Here is a 16,410-nt window from a genome sequence, read left to right as displayed (position 1 = left end):
GAAGAAGTCGGAAGGAATGAGTCGCGTGTGGAATATCGTTCTGGGAGTCGTGGGCTGGGGGGTGCTGCTGGCCTATCTGGTCGTGGCCGCACGCTACTGCTCCGGCCGTCAGGAGGCCCGGGTGGTGCGTCAGGTGCGCGTCGTGGTGCGCGACAGCGCCCGCCAGCGCGTTATCACGCCCGGTATGGTGCGGGGCTGGCTGGAGCGGGAGGGAATCCGGACGAAGGACATGCCGCTCGCCGAGGTGGACCTCCGCCGCATCCGTGAGCTGGTGACGGGCCGCGGGTACGTACGCGACGCGAAAGTGTACACCGATTTCGACGGCGTACTGCACATCGAATTGAGCCAGCGGCATCCCGTGGCGCGGGTCAACACCTACAACGGCTACAATTTCTACATCACCGACGACGGGTACATCCTGCCGCTCCAGCCCCACGAGGTGCTTTATGTGCCCGTGATTACGGGCAGTTTCACCCCTCCCTTCTCCCGCACCTATGTGGGTCCCCTGTCGGAGGCACTGCCCGAAGCCCAAAAAAAATCATCTGAAAATTACCGGTTTTTCCGGAAACTGATTAATTTTGTAAAATTCATAGAGAGAGATGATTTCTGGCGTGCCCAGATCGTCCAGATCCAGGTGTCTGAGAGTCCCGCTCCGCAGGGTGATCCCGCGTGGCAGGAGCCTCAGGTTGAGTTTGTTCCGAGGGCCGGAGACCACGTGGTGGGGCTCGGGCCGCTGGACGATGTGGAGGCCAAGCTCGCCAAGTTGCTGGATTTTTACCGGGATGCGCTGGCGTACGAGGGCTGGGACGGGCCGAAATACATCAATCTGAAATTTAGGAATCAGGTGATCTGTACAAAATAACCGAAACAAGACGTGGAAAAAAAGAATTATATCGTAGCGGTCGATCTGGGTAGCAGCAACGTGGTCGTCATGGTGGGAGCCAGGGGCGAAAACGGCAAGGTGCATATCGTGGACGTGGCCGTGAAGGAGGTGCAGGGCATGCTGCGCGGCGAGATCAAGAATATCGAAGGGGTGGCCAAGTCGATCCGCGAGGCCGTGGACGAACTGGAAAGCCGGCTGAGCATCCGGATTTCGGAGGCCTACACTGGTATCTCCGGCCAGCATATCAAGTGCGCCAAGAATTCGTATTATGTCTATGTGGGGCGTGACGGGGAGATACGGGAGGAGGACGTGCAGAAACTCAACGACAGCATGCGCAACGTGCAGGCTCCCGACGGGGAGAAGATTCTGCATATCATCCCCCAGAACTATATCGTCAACGACGAGGAGGAGGTGGCCGATCCGGTGGGAATGTTCGGGCAGAAGCTCGAGGCCACGTTCAATTTCGTGATCGGCGACAACAGCGCCGTCTCCCGGCTCGAGAAGGCCCTGATGAAGGTGGGTATCCGTCAGGCGCAGATGTTCCTCAATCCGCTGGTGTCGGCCGAGGCCGTGGTGCTTCCCGATGAAAAGGAGCTGGGGGTGGCCGTGGTGGATATCGGAGCGGGAACGGCCGACATCTGCATCTATCACGACAAGATCGCCCGCCATGTGAGCGTGGTGCCGCTGGGTGCGGACATCATCAACAAGGATATCCGCAGTTACGGGATTCTGGAACGGTATGTGGAGGACCTGAAGGTGAAGTACGGCAGCGCCCTTTCCGAGAACGCCAGCGCCGATAAGGTCATCAAGGTGCCGGGACGCACCTCGCGCGACCCGAAGGAGATTTCGTTCAAGAACCTCGCCGCCATCATCGAAGCCCGGATGCAGGATATTCTGGATTACGTGATGATGGAGATCAAGCAGGCCGGATACGAGAACAAGCTGGCCGCCGGATTGGTGCTGACGGGAGGCTGTGCCCGGCTGCGGGACATCGACCTGATGGTGAAGAATTATACGGGGTTGGACGTACGGATTGCGGCGCCCGACGTGAATGTGGACGAGGAGTCGGCCGAACTGGCCGCCGACACGCGTCTTTCGACCGCCGTGGGAATCGTGATGAAGGGGCTCGAAAGCGGCCGGGCCGGAGGCGTGGAGACGATCCGCCGTATCTCGACCGCACCGGCTGCCGGGGCGGTCCGTCCCGCCGCTCCTGCGGCCCGTCCGGGCGTGCAGGCTCCCCCGGCTGCGGAGGCCGGAGGAGAGGAGCCCGCTGCCGGAGCGGAGGAGAAGGCCAAAAAGAAAAAGGAGAAGCGGAACCCCTTCTCCAAGCTCTTCAAGAACATCACCGACATGTTCGACGTGGTGGACGACAACGAGATATAAATTTCCCGATTTGCACAGGAACGTAGGGTTATGGTAGAGGAACTGATAGAATTCGACATAGAGAAGGTCTCCCCGTCGATCATCATGGTGGCCGGAGTGGGCGGCGGCGGGAGCAATGCCGTGAACCACATGTTCGAGCTGGGGATCGCCGACGTGACCTTCATGATCTGCAACACCGACCGGCAGGCGCTTTTCCGCAGTCCGGTGCCGATCAAGGTGAAGCTCGGCGAACATCTGACCGAGGGGCTCGGTGCGGGCAACAATCCCGAGCGGGGACGCGCGGCGGCGCTGGAGAGCCTGGACGAGATCATCTCCATTTTCAAACGCGAGGGGACCAAAATGGTCTTCATTACGGCGGGAATGGGAGGCGGAACCGGTACGGGGGCCGCGCCGATCATCGCCAAGGCCGCCCGCGAGCTGGGTATCCTGACCGTGGGGATCGTCACCCTGCCGTTCAAGGCGGAGGGGAAGACGCGGGCCAAACATGCGCAGGAGGGGATCGAACAACTGCGGCAGCACGTGGATTCGCTGCTGATTATCAATAATGAGAACATACAGGAGATATACGGGAAACTGGCGCTGACCGAAGCGTTCGGCAAGGCGGACGATATTCTGGCGACCGCGGCCAAGGGGATCGCCGAGATCATCACCCGGGACGGAGTGGTGAATGTCGACTTTGCCGATGTGAAGACCGTGATGAGCGACAGCGGCGTGGCCCTGATGGGGTCGGGCCGTGCCAGCGGCGAGGGCCGCGCCCAGAAGGTGGCCGACCTTTCCCTCTCTTCTCCCCTGCTGAACCACAATTACATTACGGGAGCCAAAAATATCCTGATCAACATCACCTCCGGGCACGAGGAGATCACGCTCGAGGAGACCTGCCAGATCACCGAGTATATCCAGGAGCGGGCCGGAAACGAGGCCAATATCATCTGGGGGGCCGGGTACAACCAGGCGCTGGGCAGCGATATCGAGGTGACCATCATTGCCACGGGGTTCGACTTGGACGCCAACAACGCCATTCTGAACGGGGAGTCGCTCGGACGGGATTTTTCGAAACCCGCGGCGGTACCTGCCGGGACGGAGGAGACGGGAACGCCTGTCGGACAGCCGGAGACGGCTCCGGAGATGCAGCCCCCCGTGGTGCGCAAGCGCTGGACGCCTCCTGTGGAGAAGGAGGTTCCCAATCCTTTCCGGCGTCCCCAGGTTCCCGCCTCCGGTGCACAGCCTGCTGCGGAGCGTCCGGCCGGAACCCGCACGGGTGGTTTCGTCCCCCCCGTGCGGGAGAGCCAGATCATTCATGCGCAGGAGAATACCCGCTACGCCGACCTCGACGCGATCGTCAATACGCCGGCTTTCGTCCGGCGGAAGGTGAAGTTCACCAGCGACGCTCCGGACGAGGGACCGAAAACTTCCCGCGTGTCGCTGAAGGAGGAGGCTCCCGCACCCGAAAAGAAGTCCCAGACGGGCGGTTCGCTGTTCGACTGACACCCGGCGGGATAAATGTATAACGTATTGGACACTGCCGCCCACATACTCGTTTTCAACGGATTCGAACCTCAGTACGTCGTACTGCTGGTGATTCTGGTGTTGCTGCTGTGCGTCTCCGCGCTGGTGTCGGGTTCCGAAACGGCTTTTTTTTCGCTTACTCCGGCCCATATCAGTTCGATCCGCAAACAGTCTTCCCGTGCCGACCAGGCGATTCTCAAACTGCTTTCGATGCAGGATTACCTGCTGGCTACGGTGCTGATCGCCAACAATCTGGTCAATATCTGCATCGTCCTGCTTTCGAGCTATATCCTGAGCGGGGTGGTTACGTTCGGCGGAGCCCCCGTGTGGGAGTTCCTCATCAAGACGGTGGTGGTGACGTTCCTGCTGCTGCTTTTCGGGGAGATCATGCCCAAAATTTTCGCCGCCTACAATTCGCTGCGGTTCGCCCGGATGATTTCGGTGCCGCTGCTTGGACTGAAACACCTGTTCAAACCCTTTTCCTGCATTCTGATCCGGGCCGGCAGCCTGGTGAGCGAGTCGATGGCCCGCAAGCGGGCGGACATTTCGATGGACGAACTGTCGAATGCCATCGAGATCACGGGAAACCAGACCGACGAAGAGAAACAGATGCTTTCGGGCATCGTCAGTTTCGTCAACACGGAGGTCGAGGAGATCATGCGGCCGAGAGTGGACGTGGTGGCGCTCGACGAGACGGCCGACTACGAGGAGGTCAAGCGGACGATCATCTCTTCGGGTTTTTCGCGTATTCCCGTCTATCGGGAGAACCTCGACCACATTCTGGGCGTGCTCTACGTGAAGGATATGATTCCCTACATCGGACGAGATGCGGGGTTCGAATGGCAGAAATTCCTGCGGACGCCCTATTTCGTTCCCGAACACAAGAAGATCAATGACCTGCTGGAGGAGTTCCAGGCCGACAAGGTGCACATGGCCATCGTGGTGGACGAGTACGGTTCGACGGTGGGGCTCGTCTCCCTCGAAGATATCCTGGAGGAGATCGTGGGCGAAATTTCGGACGAGTCGGACAACGAAGAGTCGTTCTACCGGAAGATCGACGACCATACCTATCTGTTCGAGGGAAAGACTCACCTGAACGATTTCGAGCGGGTCGCAGGACTGGAGGAGGACTATTTCCGGGACGTGCGCGGAGGGGCCGAAAGCGTGGCCGGGCTGATGCTGGAGATCAAGGGCGACTTCCTGAAGAAAGGGGAGTCGGTCGGCAGCCACGGTATCCTTTTCACGGCGGAATCGCTCGACGGGCGGAGGATCGACAAGGTGAAGGTCGTCCTGCCCGGATGATAACGGGGCCGGCTCGTCCCTACGGCCCGCAATCGACGCAATATGCCTGTTGTCTATCGAGAACATACGGAACGGGGCTGGCTCCTGCTCTGGGAGATCGCGGAGCGGGAGGAGGAGTTGGCTGACCTCGTCTCTCCGGAGGATGTGGCGGAGACGGCCGGTTTCGGCAGCCGGGAGCGTCGCCGTCAGCGGCTGGCGTGGAGGGCGGCTCTCCGCAGCGTGCTGCCGCAGGTGCGGATCGGATACGAATCGGGCGGAGGACCGGTGCTGCTGCCCTCCGGGAAAGTGTCGCAGGGAGGGGGCGGGTATATCGGGGTTTCCCATACGGACGGGATCGCCGCCGTGATTTATGATCCGGAATCGCCTTGCGCCGTGGACGTGGAACGGCTCGATCGCCGGTTCGGCCGGATCGCTTCCCGTTATCTCTCGGAAAAGGAGCGGGAGCTCGCCGCGCCGGGCGACGGACTGTTCGAAGCGGTGTGCTGGTGCGCGAAGGAGACCTTATATAAATACGCCCGCCGGGAGGGACTCTCGCTGTCGGACGATCTGCGGATTCTGCGTTACGGGAACTTCGGCGGCAGGGGAACCTTATCGGGGTCGGCAGGGGGTGGAAAACCCGTTCCTCTCTCCTTTTTCACGTTCGGAAACTGTGCCGTAGTTTATACGGACGGAAGGTTTTTCGGGGAAAAATCCGCAAAATGTTTGACTTGCTGAAATTTTGATTATATTTGCAAAGTAAAGGGACCGACATGAAGGGTTTTTTCCATATCCATCATCATCACGACACAGCATCCGAAGTGGTAGCCGTGGAGATGGTTATGTAATGAAACTCTCCGTCAAAGATAAGGGCTTACCACTGCGGTAGGCCCTATTTTTTTACCCGGAGACGAACAGATAACGATATAAAACAGGAAAGAAATGATCAGAATTGCCATTCAGGCCAAAGGCCGTTTGAACGAAGAGAGCGTGGCGCTGCTTGCCGAGGCGGGTATCCGCATCGAGGACAGTAAACGCAAACTGCTGGCCCTGGCCGCCGATTTCCCGCTGGAGGTGCTGTATCTGCGGGATGACGACATTCCGCAGGCAGTCGCCATGGGAGTGGCCGACCTCGGAATCGTGGGACTGAACGAAGTGGAAGAGAAGGGCGAGGCCGTCGACGTGGTGCACCGGCTGGGTTTCGGGAAGTGCCGCCTCTCGCTGGCCGTTCCTAAGGCCGAGAATTACGACTCTCCCGCATGGTTCGACGGGAAGCGGGTCGCCACGTCGTATCCGAAGATCCTGCGGGCCTTTTTCGAGAAGAGCGGCATCCGCGCCGAGATTCACGAGATCGCCGGGTCGGTGGAGATCGCCCCTTCGGTGGGAATGGCCGACGGCATCTTCGATATCGTCAGCTCCGGCGGCACGCTTGTGACCAACGGGCTGAAAGAGGTGGAGAAGGTCTTCTTCTCGGAGGCCGTGCTCGTGGCCAACCGGGCCCTTTCGGAGGAGAAACGGCAGATCCTTTCCCAGTTGCTGTTCCGTTTCGAGGCCGTGGAACGCAGCCGGGGCATGAAATACATGCTGATGAACCTGCCTCAGGACAAGGTGGCCGAGGCCGTGGAGATTCTGCCCGGCATGAAGTCTCCGACTGTCCTTCCGCTGGCGCAGGAGGGCTGGTGTTCCGTGCACGTGGTGGTGAACGAGCGTGACCTGTGGAATAAAATAGAACAACTCAAGGCGATCGGTGCCGAGGATATTCTGGTGCTGGCGCTCGAAAAGATGATTTGGTGATGGAGATATACGTGAATCCCGAACCCCGTGAATGGGAGGCTCTTCTGAGCCGCAGCCGGCAGGACGACGGGGCGGTCGAAGCCCGTGTGGAGCGGATTGTGGAACGGGTGCGGACGGAGGGCGACCGGGCCCTGGTCGCCCTGGCCGGGGAGATCGACGGAGCGACGTTGTCCGGCGTGGAGGTAAGCGCCGATGAGATACGGGAGGCGGAGACGGCCGTGAGCGGAGCGCTGAAGGAGGCGCTGAAACAGGCAGCCGCCAATATCGAGAAATTCCATGCGGCCCAGTTTCCCCGGCCCGTGGAGGTGGAGACCGTGCCGGGCGTGCGGTGCATCCAGCGTCCCGTGCCGATCCGACGGGTGGGACTGTATGTCCCCGGCGGTTCGGCGCCGCTCTTTTCGACCGTGCTGATGCTGGCGGTGCCCGCCCGGGTGGCGGGGTGTCCCGAAGTGGTGCTCTGCACGCCGCCGGACAAGACAGGGCGAGTGGCTCCCGAAATTCTTTATGCGGCTTCGCTGTGCGGCGTGATGCGCGTCTTCAAGGCGGGCGGAGCGCAGGCCGTGGCCGCGATGGCTTACGGTACGGAGAGCGTGCCGAAGGTTGACAAGATTTTCGGACCCGGGAACCGCTATGTGACCCGGGCCAAGCAGTTGGTCAGCACTTCGCAGGTGGCGATCGACATGCCGGCCGGACCTTCCGAGGTGATGGTGATGGCGGACGAGACGGCGCGGCCCGATTTCGTGGCGGCCGACCTGCTTTCGCAGGCGGAACACGGCCCCGACAGCCAGGCTGTTCTGCTCTGTACGTCGCGGGCCTTCGCCGAGCGGGTGAGCCGGGAGGTGGAACGTCAGCTGGCTTCGCTCCCCCGCGGGGGGATCGCCCGGCAGGCCCTCGACGGCAGCCGCCTGATCGTGATGGACACGCCGGAGGAGATGGTCCGCTTCGCCAATGCCTATGCGGCCGAGCATCTGATCGTGTCGATGGAAAACCCGTGGGAGGTCGCCTCGCGGATCACGGCGGCCGGCAGCGTCTTTATCGGGAACTATACGCCCGAGAGCGCGGGCGATTACGCCTCGGGAACGAATCACACGCTTCCCACGTCGGGCTGGGCGCGGGCCTTCAGCGGGGTGAATACGGACAGTTTCCTGCGGAAGATCACCTATCAGGAGATCACGCGGGAGGGGCTCGCCGCATTGGGCGGTACGATCATGACGATGGCCGAGGGCGAAGGGCTCGCCGCCCACCGGAACGCCGTGGCGGTCCGGCTGTCGGAGGGAAACCTGTAAACGGAAGGGAAAATGATGACACAGAGAGATACGGAGAGTACGGCCCGGCGGGTGGAGGAGCTGATCCGCCCCAATATCCGGGCATTGGCGCCCTACTCCACGGCGCGGGACGAATACGAAGGGGAGCTGGGCATCTATCTCGATGCCAACGAAAACCCGTACGAGAACGGGTATAACCGTTACCCCGATCCGCACCAGAAGGCGCTGAAGCGGCAGATCGCCCGGATCAAGGGTGTGCCCGTGGAGCGGATTTTCATCGGAAACGGCAGCGACGAGGCGATCGACCTCGTTTACCGGGTCTTCTGCCGTCCGGGCGTGGACAATGCCGTTTCGATCGCCCCGACTTACGGCATGTACAAGGTGGCGGCAGCCATCAACGATGTGGAATTCCGCGAGGTACCCCTCGGTGCCGGCTTTTCGCTGGACGGGGATGCTCTCCTGGCGGCGGCCGACGGACAGACGAAACTGCTGTTCGTCTGTTCGCCCAACAACCCTTCGGGAAACAGTTTCCCCCGCGGGGAGCTGCTCCGGATCGTGGAGCGTTTTCCCGGTGTGGTGGTGCTGGACGAGGCCTATATCGACTTTGCTGCGCAGGAGAGCCTGCTTCCGGAGCTGGAAAGCCATCCCAATCTGGTGATTCTGCAGACCCTCTCCAAGGCATGGGGCATGGCTGGTCTGCGGTTGGGGCTGGCGTTCGCTTCGCCCCGGGTGGCGGAGGTGTTCGCACAGGTGAAGTATCCCTACAATGTCAACGGACCGACCCAGCGGATCGTGGCCGAACGGCTGGATCGTTCCGTCGCGGACCAGGTGCGCGAACTGACCGGACAGCGCGAACGGGTGATGCGTGAACTGTCCGGCTGTCCGGTGATCCGGCAGGTCTTCCCCTCCGATGCCAATTTCGTGCTGGTGCGGGTGGACGATCCGCGGGGTGTCTATGAGGCATTGATCGGCGAGGGTATCATCGTGCGCGACCGCTCGCGGGTCGCCGGGTGTGCCGGGTGTCTGCGCATCACGGTGGGGACGCCCGAAGAGAACGACCGGCTGATCCGGGTACTGAAACGGATGGAATAAAACGGATAGGATATGAATGGTAAGAAAAAAGCGCTGTTTATCGACCGGGACGGGACGATTATCGTCGAACCGGCCGACGAACAGGTGGACAGCCTGGAGAAACTGGAGTTCGTACCGGGGGTGATTTCGGCCCTGGCCTCCCTCTCCGGGTTGGGATACGAATACGTCATGGCGACCAACCAGGACGGTCTGGGTACGGAGAGTTTCCCGGAGGAGACTTTTCGCCCGGCCCATGAGAAGATGCTGAAGACGCTTGCCGGCGAAGATGTCCGGTTCGATGACATGCTGATCGACCCCACCTTCGAGAGCGAGGGGGCTCCCACGCGGAAACCGGGGATCGGGATGTTCGGCAGATACCTCACGGGAGAGTATGATCTGGCGGCTTCCTATGTGATCGGCGACCGGCTCACCGACGTGTTACTGGCACGGAACCTCGGGGCCCGGGCGATTCTGTTGCAGCCCCGGGAACACGGTGCGGCGCAGATCGCGGAGGCGGGTCTGTCGGAGGTCTGCGCGCTGGTCACCGACCGTTGGGCGGAGGTGGCCGCGTTCCTGCGGGCTGAAGAACGGACGGCGGTCGTGTCGCGCTCCACGCGGGAGACACAGATCACCGTCTCGCTCGATCTGGACGGGCTCGCTCCTTCGAGTATCTCCACGGGGATCGGTTTTTTCGATCACATGCTGGAACAGATCGTACACCATGCGGGTGTCTCCCTGTCGGTCGAGGCGCACGGCGATCTGCAGGTGGACGAGCATCACACGGTGGAGGACGTGGCGATCGTGCTGGGCGAGGCGATCTTCCGGGCGCTCGGCTCCAAAAGGGGAATCGAACGGTACGGATACGCCCTGCCGATGGACGAATGCCGGGCCCTGGTGCTGCTCGATTTCGGCGGGCGTATCGACTTCGAATGGGACGCCGAATTCCGCCGCGAGAAGGTGGGTGACATGCCGACCGAAATGTTCCGCCACTTCTTCAAGAGCCTGGCCGAGTCGGCCCGCTGCAATCTGCACGTTTCGGCCCGGGGCGAGAACGAACACCATAAGATCGAGGGGATTTTCAAAGCCTTCGCCCGGGCCATGCGCATGGCGATCGCCCGGAATGTCTTTTCTTACGAGCTGCCGAGCAGCAAGGGGGTGCTATGATTGCGGTGATCGACTACGATACGGGTAATCTCCGCTCCGTGGCCAATGCGCTGGGACGGCTGGGGGCGGAGTTTACGGTGACCGGCGATGCGGAGACGATCCGCTCCGCCGACCGGGTGTTGCTTCCCGGGGTGGGCGAGGCCTCTTCCGCCATGGAGAAGCTGCGCCAGCGGGGACTGGTCGAGGTGATCCGTTCGCTGACCCGTCCCGTACTGGGTATCTGCATCGGGGTGCAGCTCATGTGCCGCCGCAGCGCGGAGGGGGATACCCCCTGCATGGGGATTTTCGACACGGATGTGAAACGGCTCGGAGAGACGTTTTCCGGCCGGCCGGCCTGTTCCTGCGGATGCATGGGGTCCGCGGCCGCTCCGGCGGAGGAACTGAAGGTTCCCGAAATGGGCTGGAATACGGTCGAACGGCTCCGCTCCCCTCTTTTCACCGGGCTGGAGGAGGGCGCCTATGTCTATTACGTGCACTCCTATGCGCCCGGCCTCTGTCCGCAGACCATTGCCACCACCCTTTACGGCGGGCCTTTCAGCGCCGCGCTGGGACGGGATAACTTTTACGGAACCCAGTTCCATCCCGAGAAGAGCGGCCGGATCGGGGAACGGATACTGAAAAACTTTCTGGAACTATGATCGAGATCATTCCTGCCATCGACATCATCGGCGGCGAATGCGTCCGTCTGACGCAGGGCGACTACGGTCGCAAGACCACCTATTTCAAGGACCCGGCCGAGGTGGCGGCACGTTACGAGTCGATCGGACTGCGGCGCATCCATCTGGTCGATCTGGACGGGGCGAAAGCGTCCGCCCCGGCGAATCTGAAGGTGCTGGAGCGGGTGGCCGCCCGTACGGGGCTCGACATCCAGTGGGGCGGAGGGATCAAGAGCGCCGACTCCCTGCGGGCCGTGCTGGAGAGCGGTGCGAACCGGGCGATCTGCGGCAGCGTGGCGGTCACCGATCCGGAGGCGTTCGCGGAGTGGCTGGCCGGGTTCGGTCCGGACCATGTGATCCTCGGAGCCGACGTCCGGGACGGCAAGGTGGCCACGCACGGCTGGTTGCGCGAATCGGAACTGGGCGTGGAGGAGCTGATCGACCGCTTCGCTCCCTGCGGGTTGAACCAGGTGATCTGTACCGATATTTCGAAGGACGGTATGCTGCAGGGCCCTTCGTTCGGAATGTACGGCCGGTTGCAAACCCGATATTCTGTAATAAATATTACTGTTAGTGGCGGTATCGGATCGCTGGACGATATCCTGAAGCTGAATGACATGGGACTTCGCAGCGTGATCGTGGGCAAGGCGATCTACGAAGGCCGCATCACCCTCAAAGAGTTGGAGACATGCTTGCGAAACGGATAATACCCTGTCTCGACATCAAGGACGGGGCCACGGTGAAAGGCGTCAACTTCCTGGGGCTTCAGCAGGTGGGCGATCCCGTGGAACTGGGGAAAAAATATGCGGAGGAGGGGGCCGACGAACTGGTCTACCTCGATATCAGCGCCACGCTCGAGGGGCGCAAGACCTTTGCCGGACTGGTGACGAGGATCGCACAGGAGATCGACATCCCCTTCACGGTGGGGGGAGGTATCGCTTCGGTGGAGGATGCCGGGCTGTTGCTGCGGGCCGGGGCGGACAAGATCACGGTGAACAGCGCCGCCGTCCGCCGTCCGGAACTGATCGACGAGATCGCAGCCAGGTACGGAAACCAGTTCGTGGTGGTGGCGATCGACGCCAAACGGATCGACGGCCGCTGGACGGTGACCACGCATGGCGGCAAGCGTCCCACCGGGAAGGAGCTTTTTTCCTGGGCCCGGGAGGCCCAGGAGCGCGGGGCCGGGGAGATACTCTTCACCTCGATGGATCACGACGGCACGAAGAACGGCTATCCCTGCGAGACATTCGCCCGTCTTTCCGGGATGCTGTCGGTGCCTGTGGTGGCTTCGGGAGGTGCCGGTTGCGTACGGGACATCGCCGAGGTGCTTACCGAAGGCCGGGCCGATGCGGCACTGGCCGCCAGCATTTTCCATTACGGAGAGATACCTATTCCGCGGCTGAAAAGGGAGCTGCATGCGATGGGGATTCCCGTCAGACTGATATGATACAATCAAACCGAACGAACATGATAAGATTCGAAGAACTGAATGCCGCCAAGTGCGGCGACGGACTGATTCCGGTCATCATCCAGGACGATGCCACGCTGGCCGTGCTGATGTTGGGCTATATGAACCGGGAGGCACTCGAAAAGACGCAGGCCGAGGGCCGCGTGACTTTTTACAGCCGGACGAAGGGCCGGCTCTGGACGAAGGGCGAGACCAGCGGAAACTATCTCGACGTGGTTTCCGTTGCGGCGGACTGCGATGCCGACACGTTGCTGATCCGGGTCGTACCCCACGGACCTACCTGTCACACGGGTACTGTGAGCTGTTTCGCCGACCGGGAGACGAGGGCCCGTGTCGAGGCAGGGGAGCGGGTTCCCTGTACCGAAGGCTTCATCCGGCAGTTGGAGCGGGTGATCCGCCAGCGCCACCGGGACATGCCGGAGGGCTCCTACACCACGAAACTTTTCCAGCGCGGGGTGAACAAGATCGCGCAGAAGGTGGGCGAGGAGGCCGTGGAGACGGTGATCGAAGCGGTGGCCCGGAACAAGGCCGACATGATCTACGAAGCCTCGGACCTGGTCTATCACCTGCTGGTGCTGCTCGAAGCCACCGGGTGTTCCATCGCCGACCTGGAGAAGGAGCTGGAGCGCCGGCACAAATAGAGGGCCGCAGCCTGTCGCCTTTCCGGGAAACTGTCCCGTACGGATTATATTCCTCCCCTGCCGCATCGTCTGTGGCGGGGGAGTGCCTTTTTGATGCGGGCGGCTGGAACCTTTGTGCGGCCGTTTCTTCCGGCCGGGCCTGTGGAGCGGGGATTGCCGGGATGGTCGGCGGGGAAGCGTTCCGCCCCCCGGCGTTTTTCCCGGTGCGCGGTTTAGGGTTTGATGCGGGCGATGATCTTCGGATCGGAGAGTTCCCGGAGCGCGTCGCGCCCGATCCAGCGGGCCGTGGCATCGGACGAGAGGGAGAGGCGACGGCTCAGTTCCAGTGCCGGTCCGTGGAGCCTCCGGTTGCGTTTTCCGGTCTGGCGGAGTGCCCAGTTCACCGCTTTTTTTACAAAATTGCGCGGATCGGTCGAGAAGGTCTCGATCAGGCCGAACAGGGGGAGGAATTTTTCGTCCGGCGCTTTTTTGTCGCCGACGGCGAGGGTGGCGATGAGGGAGAAGGCCGTGCGGCGGACGAACTCCTCCGGCCGGGGTGCGTACTCGGCGATCTTGCCGAACGCATGGGGTGTGTGGCGGAACAGATTCGTGCAGCACTGGTCGCAGATGTCCCACGAGTCGAAACCGGCACTCCATGAGTCGATCAACTCCGGTGTCGTGAGGGACGGGTCGGCCACCATCGGGGCGAGCAGGCGGCATTCGTGCCACGGTTCGTTCCACAGGGCCAGTGCCAGGGGGTGGTCGGGGCGGTATTCGCGGGCGATGGAGCGCAGCACGGGAATCGGAATACCGAGCGCGTGTTCGGTGGAAATGGCGTAGCGTTTCATCTTTCGGGCTGCGGCCGGATCGGCCAGAGCCAGGAGTCTGCCGACGATCTGCCGGGCGGAGGTTTCGGATGCCGTCATGTCATTTTTTGTTTTCCGGAGGGGATGTGGCTTTCCGTCGTTAGGGGATCGGGCACTCCGGTGTATGGAAGGCAAAAATAGCGATTCCGGAAAAATTATGGAAGGCCGTTTTTCGGATTCCCGCCTATTTTTGCGAACTTTGCGGCGAGAATATAAGAGAAAAGATCTATGCCGAATGAAAACAGCCCGTTAGTATTGGGTACGGAGAAAATTTCGAAACTGTTGCTGCATTACGCCATCCCCGCCATCATTGCGATGACCTCCGCATCGCTCTATAACATTATCGACAGCATTTTCATCGGTCACGGTGTCGGTCCGCTGGGAATCGCGGGGCTGGCCATCGCCCTGCCCTTGATGAACCTCGCTTCGGCCTTCGGCTCGATGGTGGGTATCGGAGCCTCGTCGCTGATGTCCATCAAATTGGGACAGAACGATATGAAAAGTGCCCATTCCATTCTGGGCAACGTGGTGCTGCTCAACACGATCGTCGGTCTCTCCTTTACGGCCGTGACCCTCACGTTCCTCGACCCGATCCTCTACTTTTTCGGGGCCAGCGAAGTGACCATCCCCTATGCCCGCGATTTCATGCGGATCATCCTGGCCGGAAACGTCGTAACGCACATCTACCTCGGACTGAACGACATGCTCCGCGCTTCGGGCTATCCGACCAAGGCGATGTTCGTCATGCTGACCGCCGTGGTCTGCAACTGCATCTTCAATCCCCTGCTGATCTTCGGCTTCGGGTGGGGTATCCAGGGATCGGCCACGGCCACCGTGATCGCCCAGACCGTGGCCATGAGCATCGAACTGCACCATTTCTCCTGCCGGAAGAGTTTCATCCATTTCCAGCGCAGCATTTTCCGGCTGAAAGCGAAGATCGTTCGGGGTATTCTGTCGATCGGCCTGGCGCCGTTCCTGCTCAACGTGTGCGCCAGCATCGTGGTGATCTTCATCAACAATGCGCTGAAGAACAACGGCGGCGACCTCTATATCGGGGCCTACGGCATCGTCAACCGCGTGGTGCTCCTGTTCGTGATGGTCGTGGCCGGTCTGAACCTGGGCATGCAGCCGATCGTTGGGTACAACTACGGGGCCCGCAAGTACGACCGTGTGAAGCGGACCCTGCGGCAAGGTATTCTGGTGGCTACCTGTGTGACGACGGCCGGATTTCTGTTGAGCCATATCTTCCCCGTGCAGATTTCGATGCTCTTCACCACCAACGAGGAGCTGCTGGCCGTGGCCGAACAGGGGTTGAAGGTGGTGACGATCGTCTTTCCGCTGGTCGGGTTCCAGATCGTGACCTCCAGTTTCTTCCAGTCGATCGGCAAGGCGCAGAAGGCCATTTTCCTGTCGCTGACCCGTCAGATGCTTTTCCTGATTCCGCTGCTGGCGATCCTGCCCTCGCATCTGGGCAGCCTCGGGGTTTGGGTGAGCATGCCGATCGCCGATACGATGGCCGTGATTCTGGCCGCGGTTTTGCTGACCCGCCAGATGAAGAAGTTCCGCGAGGAGGAGGCCCTGCAATTATAGAATACCCTCTAAAACAGAAGTTATGGATCAGAAATTCGTCATTACCGTGGGTCGCCAGTTCGGAAGCGGCGGCCGCGTGATCGGCCGGCGTCTGGCCGAAATGCTGGGGATCACCTATTACGACAAGGAACTGATGAAGGAGGCCGCCCGCGAGAGCGGACTTTGCAGCGAATTTTTCGACCGGGCGGACGAACGGGCCCCGACGACCTTCATGCATGCGCTTTCTATGGGTTTCGGATACGACGGCATTCTCTCCAACGAGAACATCTTCCGTTTCCAGTCGGAGACGATCCGCCGGGTGGCCGAACGCGAGTCGTGCGTGATCGTCGGCCGGTGTGCGGATTATATCCTGCGCGACCACCCGCTCTGTTTCAGCGTGTTCGTGCACGCTCCGACGGAGGTGCGCGTGGCCACGGTCATGCAGCGGAACGGGCTGCCGGAGCGCCAGGCCGCCGAACTGATTGCCAAGACAGACAAGAGCCGGGCCGCCTATTATGATTTTTACACGGACAAGAAGTGGGGCGATGCGGCTTCCTACCACTTCTCGATCGACTCGTCCCTGCTGGGCATGGAGGAGACGGCCGGGTTCATCCGGATGCTGGTGGAAAAGAAGCTCTGATCCGAAAAAAACGGCCCGGTTTTTTGCAAATTGAAATAAAAACTCCATTTTTGCACTCCGTATCGGTTCCCGTAACAAGGGGATTAAAAGGGAACGCCGTGAAAGTCGGCGACAGTTCCCGCTGCTGTGAGTCTCGCCCGGAGGTCGTCTCCGGGATGTGCTTTCAGGAATACAGCCACTGGTTTTTGCCGGGAAGGCCCTGGAAGCGAGACGAGTCAGAAGACCTGCCGGTATCGAGGATTTTACA

General features: G+C 61.1%; 16 protein-coding genes and 1 riboswitch. Of the genes, 15 read left to right on the top strand and 1 reads right to left on the bottom strand.

The window, feature by feature from the left end; genetic code table 11:
* Positions 1-16: 16 nt before the first annotated feature.
* The 13 genes from INF32_RS09880 to hisIE all read left to right on the top strand — a co-directional run bounded on the left by INF32_RS09880 (position 17) and on the right by hisIE (position 13,109).
* Entirely contained in the window at positions 17-862 is an 846-nt protein-coding gene (locus INF32_RS09880) for a cell division protein FtsQ/DivIB (protein ID WP_226388239.1), read from the top strand.
* A gap of 12 nt (positions 863-874) precedes the next feature.
* Complete coding sequence (gene ftsA, locus INF32_RS09875) at positions 875-2,266, top strand: cell division protein FtsA (protein WP_226388238.1); 1,392 nt, start codon at positions 875-877, stop codon at positions 2,264-2,266.
* A gap of 30 nt (positions 2,267-2,296) precedes the next feature.
* A complete protein-coding gene (gene ftsZ, locus INF32_RS09870; protein ID WP_226388237.1) occupies positions 2,297-3,751 on the top strand; it encodes a cell division protein FtsZ in 1,455 nt (484 codons plus the stop codon).
* A 15-nt stretch (positions 3,752-3,766) separates the two neighbouring features.
* Positions 3,767-5,074 carry a gliding motility-associated protein GldE gene (gldE, locus tag INF32_RS09865; protein ID WP_226388236.1) on the top strand — a complete coding sequence of 436 codons (1,308 nt, stop codon included), beginning with the start codon at positions 3,767-3,769 and terminating at the stop codon, positions 5,072-5,074.
* A gap of 42 nt (positions 5,075-5,116) precedes the next feature.
* On the top strand, positions 5,117-5,788 hold the full coding sequence (locus INF32_RS09860; protein ID WP_226388235.1) for a 4'-phosphopantetheinyl transferase family protein: 672 nt from the start codon (positions 5,117-5,119) through the stop codon (positions 5,786-5,788).
* A gap of 204 nt (positions 5,789-5,992) precedes the next feature.
* Positions 5,993-6,844 carry an ATP phosphoribosyltransferase gene (gene hisG / locus INF32_RS09855; RefSeq protein ID WP_226388234.1) on the top strand — a complete coding sequence of 284 codons (852 nt, stop codon included), beginning with the start codon at positions 5,993-5,995 and terminating at the stop codon, positions 6,842-6,844.
* Positions 6,844-8,130, top strand: coding sequence for a histidinol dehydrogenase (hisD, locus tag INF32_RS09850; protein ID WP_226388233.1), 1,287 nt, complete (start codon positions 6,844-6,846; stop codon positions 8,128-8,130). Before hisG ends, hisD begins: the two co-directional genes overlap by 1 nt.
* Before the next feature lie 12 nt (positions 8,131-8,142).
* Positions 8,143-9,201 carry a histidinol-phosphate transaminase gene (hisC, locus tag INF32_RS09845; protein ID WP_226388232.1) on the top strand — a complete coding sequence of 353 codons (1,059 nt, stop codon included), beginning with the start codon at positions 8,143-8,145 and terminating at the stop codon, positions 9,199-9,201.
* Between the two features lie 12 nt (positions 9,202-9,213).
* Entirely contained in the window at positions 9,214-10,344 is a 1,131-nt protein-coding gene (gene hisB, locus INF32_RS09840) for a bifunctional histidinol-phosphatase/imidazoleglycerol-phosphate dehydratase HisB (protein ID WP_226388231.1), read from the top strand.
* The gene (gene hisH, locus INF32_RS09835) at positions 10,341-10,982 is read left to right on the top strand and encodes an imidazole glycerol phosphate synthase subunit HisH (RefSeq protein WP_226388230.1); all 642 of its coding nucleotides are present in this window, start codon (positions 10,341-10,343) and stop codon (positions 10,980-10,982) included. Before hisB ends, hisH begins: the two co-directional genes overlap by 4 nt.
* On the top strand, positions 10,979-11,707 hold the full coding sequence (gene hisA, locus INF32_RS09830) for a 1-(5-phosphoribosyl)-5-[(5-phosphoribosylamino)methylideneamino]imidazole-4-carboxamide isomerase (RefSeq protein WP_226388229.1): 729 nt from the start codon (positions 10,979-10,981) through the stop codon (positions 11,705-11,707). The genes hisH and hisA overlap by 4 nt, the downstream gene beginning before the upstream one ends.
* Positions 11,689-12,447: an imidazole glycerol phosphate synthase subunit HisF gene (gene hisF / locus INF32_RS09825; protein WP_226388228.1), complete on the top strand. Its 759-nt coding sequence runs from the start codon at positions 11,689-11,691 to the stop codon at positions 12,445-12,447. The genes hisA and hisF overlap by 19 nt, the downstream gene beginning before the upstream one ends.
* A 20-nt stretch (positions 12,448-12,467) precedes the next feature.
* On the top strand, positions 12,468-13,109 hold the full coding sequence (gene hisIE / locus INF32_RS09820) for a bifunctional phosphoribosyl-AMP cyclohydrolase/phosphoribosyl-ATP diphosphatase HisIE (RefSeq protein ID WP_226388227.1): 642 nt from the start codon (positions 12,468-12,470) through the stop codon (positions 13,107-13,109).
* A gap of 212 nt (positions 13,110-13,321) precedes the next feature.
* On the opposite strand, the gene INF32_RS09815 is transcribed toward hisIE, so the two are convergent.
* The gene (locus INF32_RS09815; protein WP_226388226.1) at positions 13,322-14,014 is read right to left on the bottom strand and encodes a DNA alkylation repair protein; all 693 of its coding nucleotides are present in this window, start codon (positions 14,012-14,014) and stop codon (positions 13,322-13,324) included.
* A gap of 168 nt (positions 14,015-14,182) precedes the next feature.
* Between INF32_RS09815 and INF32_RS09810 the strand changes: the two genes are divergently transcribed.
* Positions 14,183-15,544, top strand: a complete 1,362-nt coding sequence (locus INF32_RS09810; RefSeq protein WP_226388225.1) for an MATE family efflux transporter — start codon at positions 14,183-14,185, stop codon at positions 15,542-15,544.
* A 22-nt stretch (positions 15,545-15,566) separates the two neighbouring features.
* The gene (locus INF32_RS09805; protein ID WP_226388224.1) at positions 15,567-16,163 is read left to right on the top strand and encodes a cytidylate kinase-like family protein; all 597 of its coding nucleotides are present in this window, start codon (positions 15,567-15,569) and stop codon (positions 16,161-16,163) included.
* A 46-nt stretch (positions 16,164-16,209) separates the two neighbouring features.
* Positions 16,210-16,409: riboswitch (cobalamin riboswitch) on the top strand.
* The last annotated feature ends 1 nt before the right edge of the window (position 16,410 follow it).

Origin of the sequence: Gallalistipes aquisgranensis (genome assembly GCF_014982715.1) — a bacterium.
Lineage (GTDB): Bacteria > Bacteroidota > Bacteroidia > Bacteroidales > Rikenellaceae > Gallalistipes > Gallalistipes aquisgranensis.
This window is presented reverse-complemented; position numbering and strand designations above follow the sequence as displayed.